Origin of the sequence: Pseudomonas sp. GM55, from assembly GCF_000282395.1 — a bacterium.
Lineage (GTDB): Bacteria > Pseudomonadota > Gammaproteobacteria > Pseudomonadales > Pseudomonadaceae > Aquipseudomonas > Aquipseudomonas fluorescens_CC.
Window position 1 is genome coordinate 1 of record NZ_AKJJ01000155.1, and the last position, 16,117, is coordinate 16,117.

Below are 16,117 nucleotides of genomic sequence, written 5' to 3' on the forward strand. Positions count from 1 at the left end.
CCCCGCCGATAGCGGCTTCCACCGTCACGCCCTGAGCGATCGAGACGTTGCCCACCAGGCCGCCGACATCGGAGAACGAGCCTTGGTTGAGGTTGATCTTCTGATTCTGGGTGAACCCGGAGAAGTCCAGCGTGTCGTTACCACCGCCATCCCACACCGAGAACACCACTTTGGAGGCCGCCGACGTAGCGCTGTAGAAGTCGCGATCGGCGTTGGAATTAAAGCCGTACACGGTGTTATCGGCACGGGTCTCCATATTGGCCCCGTAGAGCTTTTGCACGGCGGCGATGTCGTCCATCAACGGTGCCGAAGCATAGGCGCCGCTGCCGTCCTTGCTGAAGTTCTGGTTGGTGTTGCTCTCGCTCCAGTAGCTCATCAAGCTGTAGCCGCGCGTGTCTTGCGCGTAGGTCACATCGTTATAGGTCGGATTACCGTTACCCGCGTTATAGACGCCAGGATGGGACAGGCCCAGGCTGTGGCCAATTTCATGGGTCAGGGTCTGCCGGCCATAGTTGCCATGGTCCGGGGTCTTGTTGACCTGATATTGGTCGTTGATCAGGTACCACGACTGACCGTCGTAGCTGCTGCCCGACGGTAGGTAGGCGAAGGCGGCGCCGCCAGTGCTGACGTTGTAGTTGCCGAAGCTCAGTTGACCGTCACCGTTCGCCGCGTCTTGTGTGAACCTCACGTTGGCCACATCCGACCAGGATTGCAATGCGAGAATTGCCTGGGCTTTCTGCTGCGCGCTGAACTCGCTGAAATCCCCCAGTCGCGAGTCGTAATTGGAGGGTGAGGAGGTCATGAAACTGAAGCCCAGTTCGATCTTGCCATTACCGTCCTTGTCGCCCCAGGACATGTTTTTGCGCAGGATCGAATCGGCTGCCTGGTCGGCAGTGAACGACGGTTTGCCGTTGATCAGTTCCGAGCCACCACGGTCGTACAAATGGTTGAAGGCATCGACTTGGCTGTAGGCCGAACTGACCCGGCCCGAGGCCTCCACCACTTTTTCTTTTGCTTTTGCCTGTGACATTGCTCACATCCTTGTTTCAAGTAGTCAATTTCGATAGACCACGACAACCCCTTCGCGAGATCGTCCTATCACTCGCCCTGTTGAAGGCGATACAAAACTGACACAGTTGCAAGCAGCACAGCTATTGAATTTTTAGATAGCGCAAAGGACACCACAGAACACAGTATCCCGCGCACAAGAACTCACCTCCAAGTCACCAACCTGGCTGGCGCACCAAAGAAAAGCCCGGCATTTCTGCCGGGCTTTTCTTACTGCTTTAAGCGCGTCGTTTGATTGCGATCTTTGACCACAGGGTAAAGGCGACTGGTGGTGTCCAACCTGAGTTTGAAGTGTGTTCTTGCAGGCACAAGTACTTATTGCCTTCGTACGTCACGCCATCCTCTTTGCGATACCGATGGTTCAATTGCCATTCAGGACACTCTGGGTCTGTTATGTCTCCGGCAGTTCTAACACTCAGGCTCCTGCTCGGAAGCGATTCTTTTCCCGAAGAGTTTGTGGCCGTGACAAAGTAGCTGTACTGAGTGTTCGGCGTTAGACCTGAGTCCTCCAGCGTAAAAGCCGACGTATGGCCTATTGAAGTTCCATTTCGGTACAGCGTGTATACCTCGATCGGACTAGGACCGGCTGAAGCCCCCCAACTCAGGGTGATGCTGGTTTCAGTCACGTCCTTGGAGGTCAAGTTTGCAGGAGCCGTTGGCCGGTCACCAATACCTGATTCACCGTGAATCAAGGGAGCGTAACGATTGTAGAACTCCCAATCGTAAGGAACATTGTCCACGCTGACACCATCATCCCAGTTGATCGACCAGGTCATCAGCCCTTTGATGGAATGGCCGGCAGCATCGAGACGTTTGAAAGCATTGACCACTGCAGCAGGATCAATCACATAGCCTGTGGCCGCAGCGTCAACGTTGGCTGGTAAGCCAATAACAAATTTATCTGCAGGAATGGCGATGTAGTCCCGAGTGCCTGTTACCAGGCTTTCGGTCAGGTAGAAGAGAAAATCCTCTTTCATCGCATCATTGTTCTGCGCAATCCAGGCGCCTTTACCGTCGTTGGCCTCTTGAACCCAGATCCCATCGCCACCTTGGTTGTAGTATTGAGGCGCAATGAAATCGTAGTACCCCTCGAGCGCCTGAATGTACTCAACGTACTTGCCGCCGCTCCTGAGATAAGGAAACTCAGGTGCCATGCTGATAATGAAGAGCTTTCCTTCGCTTTTGTAGTGATCTTTCACCAGTTTCAAGGCTGCAGGCAGCACCGCCTTGTTGTCAGCAAAATCGATGGCGCTTTGCTCGAGGTCGATATCCAGCCCATCGAAGCCGTAGATTTCAACCAAGCGGATGATCTCATTCGCCAGAGGTTGTTCATCCCCTTTGTGCAACTCGATATGAGCGTCGGCACCCCCCAACGAAATCAAGACAGCCCTTCCCTGGCTGTTCAGCACGCCGACCTGGCGGCGAAACTCGTCGTCGGACAGGTTGTAGGGTTTAAAGGTAGGAATGCCCTGGCCTTTCATAAAGGCCACAGCAACAACGTTGTAGTCCTTGGGGATATCCACCAGATCCAGATTGGCGAACTGCCCACCTTGATAACCGTCACCATGGCCAGCGGGCCAGTTATGCCAAAAGCCCATCAAGATTTTTTTATTGGCAATGCTAGGCATCAGAGATGCTGAATCACTTACTTCAGACTTCAGTAATGAAAAATCAATCTTGGACATTGTTCTATTCCTTCAGAACTGTATCAAGAGCCGTGCATGGCCCGAATTTTATTTAAAGTTCACATCGAACGCCTGATAGAACGCATTGCCGGTATCAGCAACCACCCAAAGCAAGACAATGACATGATGGCCTTGCTTACCCAGTGGTAGCTTCACTTCATGCTCTATTTTTGCCTTCAATTCAGAGGAATGCTCGTAATACGGAATTTGAGTATAAAAATCATCATAAAAAGACTTTGGTTCAAGCTGAGCGCGACTTATGCGCTTTTCAGGATCCCAGCCATCCTTAGTAATAAACCAGCTATAACCCCGAGTCACGTGAGGCACGGTGTATACCCACTCAACATGAAACATCTGTCCCGGATCAACATTCAACAGAGGCCAGGTAAATGGGCGATTTAGCTTTTGGCTCATTTCCTCGTTCGTGAAGTTAACGCAGTCGCGGGCATCTGTCTTGCCACCGCTGAGGATATAACCATCGGCCGGTGGCACTACGCTTACGCTGTCAGTCTCGTAAGGCCTTGGGAATGGGCCCGCAGTCAATGATGGAAAGTTCTTACCCCCTTCCATTTCATTAGCTTGCCAATCAAGGATAAGGCCTTCTTCTGTAGCAACAGCACTACGACTAGGAGGGGAAACTACACGTCCGTGTTTTAACTTAGGACTAGATTCTGGTTTATTCATCACGCTCACTCCTTTGATTAGTTTATCTCTCCCTAGAGGAGAAATCTCAGGCTAGCGCAAGGTTTTAGATTGTCCACCGTAAAAAATAAATACGACTAAAAAGGCAGGAAAATAACAGCCAAACGAGCTCATCCGACACCCCACCTCTCTCTTCTCCAGCAAAAACAAACGAATGAGTTAGTTTCATCAAACAAATAGATATCTATAACCTTTCGAAATACATACAAAAAACAATATATCTTTATCTTATTAACCATGAAAGACGGACAGCATGAAAACGTCGGCTAAGGTGAGATGGCGCCCAAGTGAGCAACATTGAAACTGCGATTGGGCGAGAGAGCTCTCAGGACAATTGCGCAGAGCGTTGTGCATATTTTTTTGCAAGGAGGCGTGCAACCATGGATACGATAAAGGGCTGTTCGGACTTATTAGAACAACTGAAAAAAACAAGACATTTTCAACTTTACAGGAAGGCTTCAATCTCCGATGGCCGCCAAGCATCGGAATGGGCGCTCAACGAATCTACGTATGCAGAACAGCAGACGAAGTACTAAACGCTGCGAATGATACGGGTGCCACCAAAAGCATCGAGCAGATAGCAGCCTAGGGCGGACACACGCCGTCATTAGTAGAGTCAGGTCTGACGACAACACTCAATGCAGCAAACCAGCAGATCCACTCCCATTTTCGAGTGCGGCTATACCATCGTTGATGGCCTGCTGGTTACGGTCGAGTTGAGACAGGCAGCCTCTACATTACCCTCCAGATCAACCGCCCAACGCTGGATGATGGCCTTGGCCAGTTCTTCAATTGCAGCAGCGATGGAGAACACGCAGTACGTCTGGTAGCACGTCGGTCATGGAGGTCCGTCTCCATCAATTGATCATCAGAAAAACTCACACTTGTCAGACATCGGGATTTTAGCAATATCACCACGCCCCGTGCATACCAGGCTGACCTTGGAGCCAGCCTGAAGCTTGGCAACCTCTGACTCTTGACCATCCCGAAACTTGAACTGAGGCTCCATGAACTGATTCACCCCGCCTTTCAACGTAACGTAAGGCTTTCCAAGAAAATCAGTATTGATCGAAGCAATTGTGCCTGACACCTTAAATTCTTTGCCTTTGAACGTCTGATCAGCAGCGACAGTATTGCGACTGTAGGCCGAAGCTATTTGTGCTGCCGTGTAGGTGTCCAAAACAGCCTTCTCAACTTCACGAACATCTTCAGCACTTGGCTTGGGTATGCTGCTGGATGACGTGTAGGAACTCGAACTTGTGGTGTGACTCTCTTGAGACTTGTACGGCGTATATAGAAAGAAAACCATCCAGCCAATGCCGATGATCCTAGATAGAGTACTGTGGCCGCTACGCAGTAAAAACCACGCAAAGATGAATGGGAGGAGGAAAATACCCAATCCCAGCCAAAAGCCTACAGTGCGTTGAGGGGCGGCAGGAGTGCTTCGGGGTAACATATCTCCTTGCCAAGATCCTTGTGGCTGGGGTGCTTGTCGGGATGGTCGCGGATGAGGGGCGCCACAACCCGGACAAGCAGAGGCGATGTCGCTCATCAGTTTTGAACATTCATAGCACTCGACCAGAGCCATTATCGATCCTTGAAATCAAAGGGAGTTGTCATTGTGCCATTACGGATGACTATTGAACACTTGGCGACACAATAACCGTTTTCCACAGAAGCTTGTCCGCCCCCGAAATTTTCCGACCACTTTCGACAGCGCTTGAACTCTACGGAAGAAATATAAGCTGGCGCCTGTATGGAATTCCAGCCCAACATATCAGGTGCTTAGCAGGCGAAGACCGGGGGCTCTAGAAAAGGTCCAAAGGGCACCACAAATAACATTTGTGCCCCTCCAACAGCCACTCTACAACGCCAGATGGAAGCCATTAGAAAACAGAACGACCGAAGCCCAGGAACAACGAAGCCCGCTCTGTGGCGGGCTGTAGGACACCATAGAAAGCGGCGAGTCAGGCAGATTGTTTCTTCATAGCTCGTTGTACCGTGCTCAAGCTCACACCAAGCGCCTTGGCCGTATCTCGGTAGGACGATCCATTAGTGACGTGGGTACGGATTGCATCGGCGTTGGTGGTCTTCACGCCACCATTGTACACACCAGCCACCTTTGCCTTCTCGATGCCTTCACGTTGCCGTTCGCGAATCATCGAACGCTCAAATTCGGCAATAGCCCCCATCATCTGAAGCATCAGGTTCTGGTACTTGTCGTCTGCACCATTGAACATCAGGCTTTCTTTGTGGAAGCGGACAGACACGCCCTTCTCGTTCAAGGACTGAACCAAATTCAGCAGGTCTGACAGGCTACGAGCGAGACGGTCAATCGAGTGGACATGAACTGTGTCGCCCTCACGGACTGAATCCAGCATCACTAGAAGCTGTGGACGGTTGGTGTCCTTACCTGAACATTTGTCGGTGTAGACCTTGCCCAGTTGTACGCCATCAAGCTGACGAGCAGTGTTCTGGTCTACTGAGCTGATCCGTACATATCCAATATCCATTTTCGTCACCTGTGTTCATCTGGATCTAGAGGCTGACATTCCGCCCTTCAGACCCTTCGAAAACATCGCTGGGAACTACGAAACTGTATTCATTCGACAAGTGGTCATCAGGGTGCACCCTGCTGAGTACAACATATTCCACTTTACACGTTCCAGATGCCTTGACCAGTCGATGACATTGTTAAAGATCCTTGATTGCATCTTTGATGCATTCACGAAAAGGGACTCGAGGAGTAGCTCCAGACACGATCGTTCAGCGCCAACTCTCTTTGGTATTCTTGCCAATGGAGGCTTGTCGCCACCTTCCGATTGTTTCTCCTCCCAGCCCAAGCTACTCTAAACTCCGTCTGACGCTGTCTCTTGGCTAGACTACTTGGCCATGGCTAGCGGGGCATCCACCGCCTGAGCCTACCTGTGATAGCACCTCAACAAGGATATAAAATGACTGTAATTGCATTCCTTATCTTTGCCTCAGTATTTTTCCCGCCAGCATGGCTTGCAGTGCTTGGTTATATCGTTTATCTGCTCACGACCAAGAAGTCTCGAAGAAACAAAATTATTTTTCATGAGATACATAAATCCATAGCCCAGAATAGAGAACAGGTAGTTCTAAAACATCTCTACTATGGATCAGCCAAAAGCTTCGCAGCTGATCACGGGGCCTCTATGTCTCGCTACAAGAATGATCCTGAAGACGACACCTTGTCCGTCAAGCTAAACATAAATGATGAGAATTATCGAATCACGTTTCAAAGATGGCTGAAAGACTCAACTTTGCTGACTGTAGAAACAGAAGCAAAATCCCGAGATGCCCTTATAAACGCTTTGGGCAAGGACTCTGTACTGGGGAAACTCTTTAGCCAACAGTAGTATGGATATACAGCCCATAGCCCGATGAACCTCACGCATTGCGAACATAAACTTGGATAAGAGCAGCCCCAACTACTGACAGCTTCACTGCTTGCTGCATGTCAGATCAGCGGGGGCAAGTCCAGCATGCGTTTGTTCAACACGGACCACCGATTGACCCCAGCCTTGTCGAACAACTTGGATAGGTCATGCGGTTTGGCTTTTTCAATGACATGTGCTTGCTAGGACAGTCTTTCGGCTGACAGACGCCGACCAACGACATTCATCTTCGCAGGGAACGCCTTGTTCGCAATCTCCCTCAGGTCATCCACCTTGGCCGTGGTGATGATCGAGAGAAACGCCTGATGGACAGCACCCTTCTTCAGTGCTTGCACTCGTATCAAGAACGGTTGATCAGGACACCGCCTACGGAGCATCTGCTTGAACGAAGCCATGTCTTCCAGCAACCCTAGACTTTGTTCTGGATCATCGTAGAAGACTGAATGTTGGTATGACCACTGGTAGCCACGAAGGACTGTCAGATACTTTCTCTTGGTCTTCTCTTCACTGGACTCACTCACACACTGACCTCTCCACAGATGAACACACTCACTCGGAGTCCCCCTCCTATACTTGCGTCTTCAACCGAACCTCTACGTCACTGACCAACAAATGCTGGAGCCAGCGTCAACACTGGCAGGGGTTGAAGAGCAGGATGGCGAATCGGGGACAAATTTTGAGCCCGAGCATGCATTAGTAGTGCGGCAAACCTCAACCCACGTCGCAATCAAGCCTTTGCCAAGCAACACACCCAGAAATCGGACGCCTCCCGACAGCCAAGAGCCATAGCGAAGCCAAATCACCCATACTTTTGTGTGGTTTATTGCGAGATGATTGAACGTTTTTCGAATGCGTTTATGAATGTACGACCATGACTAACGGCCCACACGTCATCTATAGCATAGAAGCGCCTGTAGAGCCGTACAAGGCGATTAGGTAGGCAAACCAACATAGGAAAGGGTTGCACTTAGCGAGCCACAGACAGCCTTGCAGGGCCAGCCACAGAAAAGTTCAGGAAGGGTTTTACGTACAATGCAGAAACAACAAAGCCCCGTAGACCTTGATCTACGGGGCTTTACGTATAATGGCGGAGAGATAGGGATTCGAACCCTAGGTACCGGTGAAGGTACAACGGATTTCGAATCCGTCCCATTCGGCCACTCTGGCATCTCTCCAACGGCGCGCATCATAACAACACTTTCGCAGGAAGCGAACCCCCCAAGCGAAATATTTCTGTGCTTTCAGATGCTTGCGTCGGTTAAAGCGGTACGCCCAGACGATTGGCGACTTCTTCGTAGGCTTCGATGACATCACCGAGGCCCTGACGGAAGCGGTCCTTGTCCATTTTCTTGCCGGTCGCCTTGTCCCACAGACGGCAGCCGTCCGGGCTGAATTCGTCGCCCAGCACGATGGAACCATCGTGGAACACACCGAATTCCAGCTTGAAGTCGACCAGCAGCAGGCCGGCGTCGTCGAACAGTTTGCTCAGGACTTCATTGACCTTGAGCGACAGTTCTTTCATGCGAACCAGTTGCTCGGCGGTGCCCCAGCCAAATGCCACGACGTGGGATTCGTTGATGAACGGGTCGCCCTTGGCGTCGTCCTTCAGGAACAACTCGAAGGTGTAAGGGTTGAGCTTCATGCCCTCTTCGACACCCAGGCGCTTGACCAGGCTGCCAGCAGCGTAGTTACGCACGACACACTCGACCGGAATCATGTCGAGCTTCTTCACCAGGCATTCGTTGTCGCCCAGCAATTTGTCGAACTGGGTCGGCACGCCAGCGGCTTCGAGCTTCTGCATGATGAAGGCGTTGAACTTGTTGTTCACCATGCCTTTGCGGTCAAGCTGTTCGATACGCTTGCCGTCGAACGCCGAGGTGTCGTTGCGAAACAGCAGGATCAAACGGTTAGCGTCGTCGGTCTTGTAAACCGACTTGGCTTTGCCGCGGTAGAGTTCTTCACGTTTTTCCATGATGGGCTCCGCTTGCTAAGTAGATGGGCTAGGCGATGTGGCGCCAGTCGAGCCCTGAATCTTGATCGGCCAGTTGCAGCCAGTCCGGGTCGCACCCGAGGGTGTCGACAAAACATTGCCGGGCCAGCTGCGGCAGGTTGTTCTTGCTGCTCAGATGAGCCAGGACCAGGTGTTGCAGGTCTTTCCAGCCCAACTCGGCCACCAGGAATGCCGCCTGATGGTTATTCAAATGTCCCAGCTCACCGCCCACCCGTTGCTTGAGAAAGTACGGGTAATGACCGCGGGCCAGCATGTCACGACAGTGATTGGACTCGATCATCAACGCATCGAGGTCCCGATAGCCGTCCAGCACCTTGTCACAATACGAACCCAGGTCGGTCAACAGGCCGAAGCGCCGCTCACCGTCACTGAATACATATTGCGTCGGTTCCTGTGCATCGTGGGCCACGGCAATGACACCGATGCTCAAGTCGCCGATTTGCAGCTGCTCGCCGCCGGCCAGAAAGCCTGCGGGTTCAATCGGTTTGCGCATCCCGCGCAAGGTCCCGCGACTGAGGTAGACAGGCAGATTGTAGCGCCGAGACAGCAAACCCACGCCATGCACGTGGTCGGCATGTTCGTGGGTCACGAGTATCGCGCTCAGCTGCGCAGGGTTCACACCCAGGCGCAGCAGGCGTTTTTCGGTTTCCCGCAGGGAAAAACCACAATCCACCAAGACGTACGTATCAGCGCTGGCTATCAGCGTGCCGTTCCCTTGACTACCGCTGCCGAGAACGGCAAAACGCATAGGATCAGCCCAGGTTGTCCTGAATCTTGCTCAACACTTTACGCGCCACATCCGCCGGCGCCACGGTGTTGATGTTTTTCTCGACGGTGACCTGGACGTTCTCGCCAACCTTGCTCAGGCGAACCTGATAACGCTCGGCGCGGGCGTCAAGCTCTTCCTTGCTCGGCGCACTGCCGAACAGGCTGCTGAAGAAGCCTGGCTTGTCGTCTTTCTTCTCGGCTTTTTCGGCCAGGTTGATGTAGTACAGGCCCAGGCTGCGGTTGATGTCTTCAACGCGCCATTCGCCTTGTTCCAGCGCACGACCGACGCTCGACCAGGCACGATCCAGGTCGGTACCGACGTTCAGCACAGGGTTGCCACTGCCGTCTTCGCTGAGGCTGACACGGCTGGGGGCGTCGAAATCACGCGAAGCCAGCATCGAGACCGAACCGCCCTTCTCCGAGATACGGCTCATGCTCGCGAGCATGTCGTCGACCAGCGCCGCGTCCAGGCCAGTGTTGACCGAACGGTTGGTGAATGCCACGTCAGCGGTGCTGCCGGCAGGACGCTCGGCGCTGACCACATAGACTTCACTGGTGTTGCGCTGTACGCCTGGCTCGATGCGCACCCGCACGCGGGTTTCGCTGTCCGTACCCACGCCGGCCGCGCTCAGGCGTTTGCCCATGGCCGCGGACAGTTCGTCGGAATGTTGCCAGGTCGTGGTGAATTCACCGGTTTGCGGACGCTGTTCATCCAGACGGAAGCCGTTGTCCTGGAAGAACTGAACGGCCACAGGCCAGACTTCGGCCGGCGGGTTCTGGGCCAGAATGGAGCTGGAACCGCCGCTCTTCTGCAGGGAGTAGGCGCTGGCGTCGGCAGCTGCCGTCAGCGGCTGCGGCCGAGGAACGACGTATTCGCCCTTGGCGGTGTCATCAGCCACGTTGCGCGGGATCGGCAATAGCGGATCCAGACGCTTGGCAATACGGACATCCGGAGGCATTTGCATCGGTGCAGTCTGTTGCGCTTCCAGGTAATCGCTACCGCGGTCACGGAAATAACCTTCCGGGCCCCAGACCCATCCGCAGCCACTGGTGCTGGAGATAATCAAGGCAAGTGCGGAAAGTCCGGCCATTCGCTTCATGCGTTGTACTTCCTCAATTAAACCAGGACGCTGCACTGGCGCAGGGCCGAGCGCAGCGTTTCGTGACAAGGTGCGCTCAGCCAGGTCAGCGGCAGGCGAATGCCTTCGTGCATCAGGCCCATCTCAACCAGAGCCCACTTCACCGGAATCGGGTTGGCTTCGATGAACAGGTCCTTGTGCAGCGGCATCAGTTTTTCGTTGATTGCCCGCGCAGCCTCGGCGTCACCCCTGAGGGCGGCCTCGCACAGATCGGCCATTTCACGCGGAGCGACGTTGGCGGTGACGGAGATGTTGCCCTTGCCGCCCATCAGGATCAGCTCGACCGCGGTCGGATCATCGCCGGAAAGGACGATGAAGTCCTTGCTGACGCCATCGAGGATGGCTTTGGCGCGCTTGAGGTCGCCGGTCGCTTCCTTGATGCCGATGATGTTCGGCACAGTGGACAGGCGGATCACGGTCTCGGCCTGCATGTCGCAGGAGGTGCGGCCGGGAACGTTATAGAGAATCTGCGGGATGTCGACCGCTTCGGCGATGTGCTTGAAGTGCAGGTACAGGCCTTCCTGGGTCGGCTTGTTGTAGTACGGCACGACCAGCAGACAGGCATCGGCGCCGGCTTCCTTGGCGTTGCGGGTCAGCTCGATGGCTTCGCGGGTCGAGTTGGCGCCGGTACCGGCAATCACCGGAATGCGACCGTTGACCTGTTTGACGACGGCCTTGATGACGGCGATGTGTTCTTCGACGTCAAGGGTTGCCGACTCGCCGGTGGTGCCGACGGCGACAATGGCATGGGTGCCGTTTTCAAGGTGGAAGTCCACGAGTTTGCTGAGGCTGTCCCAGTCAAGACGCCCCTGTGCATCCATGGGTGTGACCAGTGCCACCATACTGCCCGCAATCATGAAACCGCTCCTGCCGGAAAAAGAGAGCCGTAATGGTACTGGCGCCAAGATGCTTGCACAAGCGAAGTACTGTGCTGCCGCCATTCCCCTTGGCGCCGGTTTTCGCTACCCTTCAGACTTTGATCGGTACTGATCAGCTTGTACGCCGGGTTCCAGCCTCCCTTTTCGGCCTCCCAGGCCCCGTTCCAGCATCGCCGCTACGCGCTCCCACTATATTATGGAGCGAGTTACGCGCCGCAGCCCGGGGTTTTCCGAGCGGGCACGCGCAGGCGCATCCCGACGGCCAACGCCCGTCAACCTACCGACCGCTCATCGCTTTAGGAATGCTGCATGTCCACCCCCACAGTTCGCGAACAATTCCTTGTCATCAGTGCGCTCGGCGCCCACCCCATGGAGCTGACCAACGTTCTGTGCCGCGCCAGCCATGAAAACCGCTGCGCCGTGGTCACCTCCCGCCTGACCCGTCATGGCGAATGCAGTGCGCTGGTCCTGGAAATCTCCGGTAGCTGGGATGCCTTGGCACGCCTGGAAGGCAGCCTGCCAGTGCTGGCCAAGCGGCATGCGTTCACGGTCAACGTGGTGCGCAGCGCCGCCCTGGAAAACCGCCCACAGGCCCTGCCGTACGTCGCTTATGTCAGCTCGGCCTACCGCTCGGACATCATCAACGAGCTGTGCCAGTTCTTCACGGACCACAATGTCGAGCTGGAAAACCTGACCTGCGACACCTATCAGGCTCCGCAGACCGGCGGCACCATGCTCAATGCCACCTTTACCGTGACCTTGCCGCCTGGCGTGCAGATCAGCTGGCTGCGCGATCAGTTCCTGGATTTTGCCGACGCGCTGAACCTGGACGCCCTGATCGAACCCTGGCGCCCACAGAACCCAATGTAAGGAAGCTTCCATGCCCGTTGCCATCGACCAACCGGTTGCCGATTTCGAAGCCCCCGCCACCAGCGGGCAGACCGTCAGCCTCGCCGGCCTGAAAGGCAAGCAGGTGGTGATCTACTTCTACCCCAAGGACAGCACGCCGGGCTGCACGACCGAGGGGCAAGGCTTTCGCGATCAATACGCGGCGTTCAAGGCCGCCAATACCGAAGTGTTCGGCGTGTCCCGCGACAGCCTGAAATCCCACGAGAACTTCAAGTGCAAGCAGGAGTTTCCCTTTGAGCTGATCAGCGACAAGGACGAAGCCATCTGCCAGCTGTTCGACGTGATCAAGCTGAAAAAGCTCTACGGCAAGGAATACATGGGCGTGGATCGCAGCACGTTCCTGATCGACGCCAAAGGCGTGCTGCGCCAGGAATGGCGCGGCGTGAAGGTGCCAGGACATGTTGATGCGGTACTGGCCGCCGCTCAGGCCCTCGACAAAGCCTGATTGATTGGGCTTCTGCTCAGACGCCTTCGCTGGCAAGCCAGCTCCTGCAAAGGATTACGCAAAACCTTGTAGGAGCTGGCTTGCCAGCGAAGTGGCCCTCAAGACCAGTATTTAAAGCAGCGGCGCCACCGCTGGCTCCTTGCGCGGCCAGGCATCCAGTACTGCCTTGAACAGCGTCGCCAGGGGAATCGCAAAGAACACCCCCCAGAAGCCCCACAACCCGCCAAACAGCAGCACCGCGCAGATGATCGCCACCGGATGCAGGTTGACCGCCTCCGAGAACAGCAAGGGCACCAGCACGTTGCCATCCAGTGTCTGAATGATCCCGTAAACCGCCATCAGGTAAATGAACTGATCGCTCCAGCCCCACTGGAACAGCGCAATCAGAAACACGGGCACAGTCACCACCACGGCGCCGACATAAGGCACTACCACCGAAATCCCCACCAGCAGTGCCAGCAACGCCGCGTAGTTGAGCTCAAGAACGACAAAGGCAATGTAGGTCACGCCACCGCAAATGAAGATTTCGATGACCTTGCCGCGAATGTAGTTGGCGATCTGCCGGTTCATTTCATGGGCGACCCGGGTGATCAACGCCCGCTCACGGGGCAGGTAACCGCGCACCCACTGGCCGATCATGGCCCGATCCTTGAGGAAGAAAAACACCAGGATCGGCACCAGCACCAGGTAGATCATGATGTTCACAAGCAAGGGCAGGCTCGACAGCGAGAACGTCAGTGCCCACTGACCAAACTTGCCGATTTCGCCCCGAGCCACCTCGATGGCCCGCAGCACCTGCTCGTCAGATACCAGATGCGGATAGCGCTCGGGCAACAACAGCAAGAGCGACTGCCACTTGGCGAGCATGCCGGGCAACTCGTTGAACAGGGTGATCAGTTGGTGCCAGAGCAACGGCACGACGACCACGATAAATACCAGCAACAACCCCATGAACAACGCAAAGACCAACCCCACCGCGACCCCGCCTGGCACCCGCAGGCGCTCGAGGGCCACCACCAGCCCCTGCATCAGGTACGCCAGCACCATCCCGGCGAGCACCGGCGCCAGCATACCGCCCAGGGTCAGGACGGCGGTGAATGCCAGAAACAGCAGGACAGCCAGCACTACCGCTTCTTCATCGGAGAAATAGCGCTGAATCCAGTCGCGCAACACTTTGAACATCAATAATCCTTAGGAGTAAACGCAGCCGATTTCAGGCTTTTTTCAACCAGTAACGGTAAACACCGGCATCTTCTTCTTCACGAAGCAGGGTATGACCAGCCAATCGGGCAAAGGTGCGAAAGTCGCGCTGTGAACCTGCATCGGTGGCGATGACCTTGAGCACTGCCCCACTGGTCAGCCGGTTGAGCTCCATCTTGGCCTTGAGCAACGGCAGCGGGCAATTCAGGCCGCTGGCGTCCAGTTCAACGTCATGCTCTACAGCGTCGGTCATTGCATCACTCCGGGTCAGGTGGTTGAGATGCCTAGAATATCTGGTCGCAACGCCGGTGTCCGGCTACAGTAAGGTCTTTGTCGACTAAGGCTTTGTGCATGACATTTTTGCGCCCTACCCTGCTGACGCTCGCGTGCCTGCTCGCCTCACCGGGCTTCGCCGACGACCTGCCGTCACTCGGCGACGCCAGTTCTGCCATTGTCTCACCGCAACAGGAATACCAGCTCGGCCGTGCCTGGTTGGCAATGTTGCGCAGCCAGGTTTCGCAACTCAACGATCCGCAACTCAAGGATTACGTGGAATCCAGCGTTTACCGACTGGTGGAGACCAGCCAGGTCACTGACCGGCGCCTGGAGTTCATCCTGATCAACAGCCCGCAGCTCAACGCCTTTGCAGCGCCGGGCGGGATCGTCGGGGTCAACGGCGGCTTGTTCCTCAATGCCCAGACCGAAGGCGAATATGCCTCGGTACTGGCGCACGAATTGGCTCACTTGTCGCAGCGCCACTTTGCCCGGGGCGTCGAAGCACAGCAACGCATGCAGGTACCGATGATGGCTGCATTGCTGGCCGGTATCGTGGTTGCAGCCGCGGGCGGCGGTAACGCCGGGATCGCCGCCATTGCCGGCACACAGGCAGCGGCCATCCAGGAACAACGACGATTCTCCCGCCAGAACGAACAGGAAGCCGATCGCATCGGCATTCTCAATCTGCAAAAGGCCGGTTATGACCCCCGGTCGATGCCCACCATGTTCGAACGCTTGATGCGTCAATACCGCTACGATGCCAAGCCACCGGAATTCCTGCTGACTCACCCGGTCACCGAATCGCGTATCGCCGACACCCGCAACCGTGCCGAACAGGCGCCACAGGGCGGCATCGAAGACAGCATGCGCTATCAACTGATCCGCGCGCGCGTCCAGCTGATCTATGAAGAAACCCCGGGGCTCGGTGCCAAGCGCTTCCGCGCCCTGCTCGACGAGAACCCGAAAAACGACGTGGCACGCTACGGCCTGGCGATCGCCCAGATCAAGGGCGGCCAACTGAACGAAGCGCGGGAAAACCTCAAGCAGTTGCTGGCCAAGGCACCCAACGAAATCATCTACAACCTGGCCCAGGTGGATCTGGACATCACCAACAATCGCCTGCCGGATGCCCAGTCCCGGGTTGACCGGCTGATAACCCAGTACCCTGGCAACTACCCGCTGAATCAGGTGCGCGTCGACCTGCTGCTGAAGCAGAACCGCGCTGGCGAAGCGGAGAAAGCTCTCGAAGGCCTGCTCAAGTCGCGTCCGGACGACCCGGACGTGTGGTATCAGGTTGCCGAGACGCGCGGCCTGTCAGGCAACATCATCGGCCTGCATCAGGCTCGCGCCGAATATTTTGCGCTGGTCGGGGACTACAAGCAGGCCATCCAGCAACTGGACTTCGCCAAGCGCAAGGCCGGCAGCAATTTCCCGCTGTCGTCACGGATCGATGCGCGGCAACGCGAACTGATGGAACAGGAGCGCATGATCAAAGACATGATGGGCTGACGCCTTCGGAGACAAAAAGTCAGGAATCACAAAAAAGCCCTGCTGGCGATAGCAGGGCTTTTTTTGACCGGAAAAACGCTTGAATCCTGTAGGAGCTGGCTTTTT

General features: G+C 55.3%; 16 protein-coding genes and 1 tRNA gene. 4 read left to right on the forward strand and 13 right to left on the reverse strand.

All coding sequences use genetic code 11. From position 1 onward, the window contains the following. From PMI31_RS29155 to PMI31_RS29175, 5 genes are all read right to left on the reverse strand, one after another. On the reverse strand, positions 1-1,030 hold a 1,030-nt coding region (locus PMI31_RS29155), incomplete at its 3' end, for a M10 family metallopeptidase C-terminal domain-containing protein (protein ID WP_008023758.1). Positions 1,031-1,286: 256 nt separating this feature from the next. Next, a complete protein-coding gene (locus tag PMI31_RS29160) occupies positions 1,287-2,753 on the reverse strand; it encodes a carbohydrate-binding protein (protein WP_008023760.1) in 1,467 nt (488 codons plus the stop codon). Positions 2,754-2,801: 48 nt separating this feature from the next. Beyond that, positions 2,802-3,437, reverse strand: coding sequence for a lytic polysaccharide monooxygenase auxiliary activity family 9 protein (locus PMI31_RS29165; protein ID WP_008023761.1), 636 nt, complete (start codon positions 3,435-3,437; stop codon positions 2,802-2,804). 886 nt (positions 3,438-4,323) lie between these two features. Beyond that, on the reverse strand, positions 4,324-5,043 hold the full coding sequence (locus PMI31_RS29170) for an OB-fold protein (RefSeq protein ID WP_008023762.1): 720 nt from the start codon (positions 5,041-5,043) through the stop codon (positions 4,324-4,326). Between the two features lie 379 nt (positions 5,044-5,422). After that, positions 5,423-5,968, reverse strand: a complete 546-nt coding sequence (locus tag PMI31_RS29175; protein WP_008023764.1) for a recombinase family protein — start codon at positions 5,966-5,968, stop codon at positions 5,423-5,425. A 441-nt stretch (positions 5,969-6,409) separates the two neighbouring features. Between PMI31_RS29175 and PMI31_RS29180 the strand changes: the two genes are divergently transcribed. Then, the gene (locus PMI31_RS29180) at positions 6,410-6,838 is read left to right on the forward strand and encodes a hypothetical protein (RefSeq protein WP_008023767.1); all 429 of its coding nucleotides are present in this window, start codon (positions 6,410-6,412) and stop codon (positions 6,836-6,838) included. A gap of 221 nt (positions 6,839-7,059) precedes the next feature. Here PMI31_RS29180 and PMI31_RS29185 read toward each other — a convergent pair whose 3' ends face one another. From PMI31_RS29185 to dapA, 6 genes are all read right to left on the reverse strand, one after another. Next, the gene (locus tag PMI31_RS29185; protein ID WP_008023770.1) at positions 7,060-7,398 is read right to left on the reverse strand and encodes a hypothetical protein; all 339 of its coding nucleotides are present in this window, start codon (positions 7,396-7,398) and stop codon (positions 7,060-7,062) included. Positions 7,399-7,962: 564 nt separating this feature from the next. Then, positions 7,963-8,052: transfer RNA gene (locus PMI31_RS29190), tRNA-Ser, on the reverse strand. An 83-nt stretch (positions 8,053-8,135) separates the two neighbouring features. Further along, entirely contained in the window at positions 8,136-8,849 is a 714-nt protein-coding gene (gene purC, locus PMI31_RS29195) for a phosphoribosylaminoimidazolesuccinocarboxamide synthase (RefSeq protein WP_007944067.1), read from the reverse strand. A gap of 28 nt (positions 8,850-8,877) precedes the next feature. Continuing rightward, positions 8,878-9,636 carry an MBL fold metallo-hydrolase gene (locus tag PMI31_RS29200; protein ID WP_007984759.1) on the reverse strand — a complete coding sequence of 253 codons (759 nt, stop codon included), beginning with the start codon at positions 9,634-9,636 and terminating at the stop codon, positions 8,878-8,880. 4 nt (positions 9,637-9,640) lie between these two features. Beyond that, positions 9,641-10,756 carry an outer membrane protein assembly factor BamC gene (gene bamC / locus PMI31_RS29205; RefSeq protein WP_008023772.1) on the reverse strand — a complete coding sequence of 372 codons (1,116 nt, stop codon included), beginning with the start codon at positions 10,754-10,756 and terminating at the stop codon, positions 9,641-9,643. Positions 10,757-10,773: 17 nt separating this feature from the next. Continuing rightward, positions 10,774-11,652, reverse strand: coding sequence for a 4-hydroxy-tetrahydrodipicolinate synthase (gene dapA, locus PMI31_RS29210; RefSeq protein WP_008023774.1), 879 nt, complete (start codon positions 11,650-11,652; stop codon positions 10,774-10,776). Between the two features lie 330 nt (positions 11,653-11,982). Between dapA and PMI31_RS29215 the strand changes: the two genes are divergently transcribed. Next, positions 11,983-12,543: a glycine cleavage system protein R gene (locus tag PMI31_RS29215; protein WP_008023776.1), complete on the forward strand. Its 561-nt coding sequence runs from the start codon at positions 11,983-11,985 to the stop codon at positions 12,541-12,543. Positions 12,544-12,553: 10 nt separating this feature from the next. Further along, complete coding sequence (locus PMI31_RS29220; RefSeq protein WP_008023777.1) at positions 12,554-13,027, forward strand: peroxiredoxin; 474 nt, start codon at positions 12,554-12,556, stop codon at positions 13,025-13,027. A gap of 111 nt (positions 13,028-13,138) precedes the next feature. Here the strand turns inward: PMI31_RS29220 and PMI31_RS29225 are convergent, their stop codons facing one another. Beyond that, a complete protein-coding gene (locus tag PMI31_RS29225) occupies positions 13,139-14,209 on the reverse strand; it encodes an AI-2E family transporter (protein ID WP_008023779.1) in 1,071 nt (356 codons plus the stop codon). 31 nt (positions 14,210-14,240) lie between these two features. After that, on the reverse strand, positions 14,241-14,480 hold the full coding sequence (locus PMI31_RS29230) for a sulfurtransferase TusA family protein (protein ID WP_008023781.1): 240 nt from the start codon (positions 14,478-14,480) through the stop codon (positions 14,241-14,243). A 98-nt stretch (positions 14,481-14,578) separates the two neighbouring features. Here PMI31_RS29230 and PMI31_RS29235 point away from each other — a divergent pair, with 98 nt between their 5' ends. Continuing rightward, positions 14,579-16,012: a M48 family metalloprotease gene (locus tag PMI31_RS29235; RefSeq protein WP_008023783.1), complete on the forward strand. Its 1,434-nt coding sequence runs from the start codon at positions 14,579-14,581 to the stop codon at positions 16,010-16,012. Positions 16,013-16,117: the final 105 nt, after the last annotated feature.

Bases quoted from the DNA above. Each gene is read 5' to 3' on its own strand.
- PMI31_RS29160 (WP_008023760.1), bottom strand. From the start codon at position 2,753: ATGTCCAAGATTGATTTTTCATTACTGAAGTCTGAAGTAAGTGATTCA.
- PMI31_RS29165 (WP_008023761.1), bottom strand. From the start codon at position 3,437: ATGAATAAACCAGAATCTAGTCCTAAGTTAAAACACGGACGTGTAGTT.
- PMI31_RS29170 (WP_008023762.1), bottom strand. From the start codon at position 5,043: ATGGCTCTGGTCGAGTGCTATGAATGTTCAAAACTGATGAGCGACATC.
- PMI31_RS29175 (WP_008023764.1), bottom strand. From the start codon at position 5,968: ATGGATATTGGATATGTACGGATCAGCTCAGTAGACCAGAACACTGCT.
- PMI31_RS29180 (WP_008023767.1), top strand. From the start codon at position 6,410: ATGACTGTAATTGCATTCCTTATCTTTGCCTCAGTATTTTTCCCGCCA.
- purC (WP_007944067.1), bottom strand. From the start codon at position 8,849: ATGGAAAAACGTGAAGAACTCTACCGCGGCAAAGCCAAGTCGGTTTAC.
- PMI31_RS29200 (WP_007984759.1), bottom strand. From the start codon at position 9,636: ATGCGTTTTGCCGTTCTCGGCAGCGGTAGTCAAGGGAACGGCACGCTG.
- bamC (WP_008023772.1), bottom strand. From the start codon at position 10,756: ATGAAGCGAATGGCCGGACTTTCCGCACTTGCCTTGATTATCTCCAGC.
- dapA (WP_008023774.1), bottom strand. From the start codon at position 11,652: ATGATTGCGGGCAGTATGGTGGCACTGGTCACACCCATGGATGCACAG.
- PMI31_RS29215 (WP_008023776.1), top strand. From the start codon at position 11,983: ATGTCCACCCCCACAGTTCGCGAACAATTCCTTGTCATCAGTGCGCTC.
- PMI31_RS29220 (WP_008023777.1), top strand. From the start codon at position 12,554: ATGCCCGTTGCCATCGACCAACCGGTTGCCGATTTCGAAGCCCCCGCC.
- PMI31_RS29225 (WP_008023779.1), bottom strand. From the start codon at position 14,209: ATGTTCAAAGTGTTGCGCGACTGGATTCAGCGCTATTTCTCCGATGAA.
- PMI31_RS29230 (WP_008023781.1), bottom strand. From the start codon at position 14,480: ATGACCGACGCTGTAGAGCATGACGTTGAACTGGACGCCAGCGGCCTG.
- PMI31_RS29235 (WP_008023783.1), top strand. From the start codon at position 14,579: ATGACATTTTTGCGCCCTACCCTGCTGACGCTCGCGTGCCTGCTCGCC.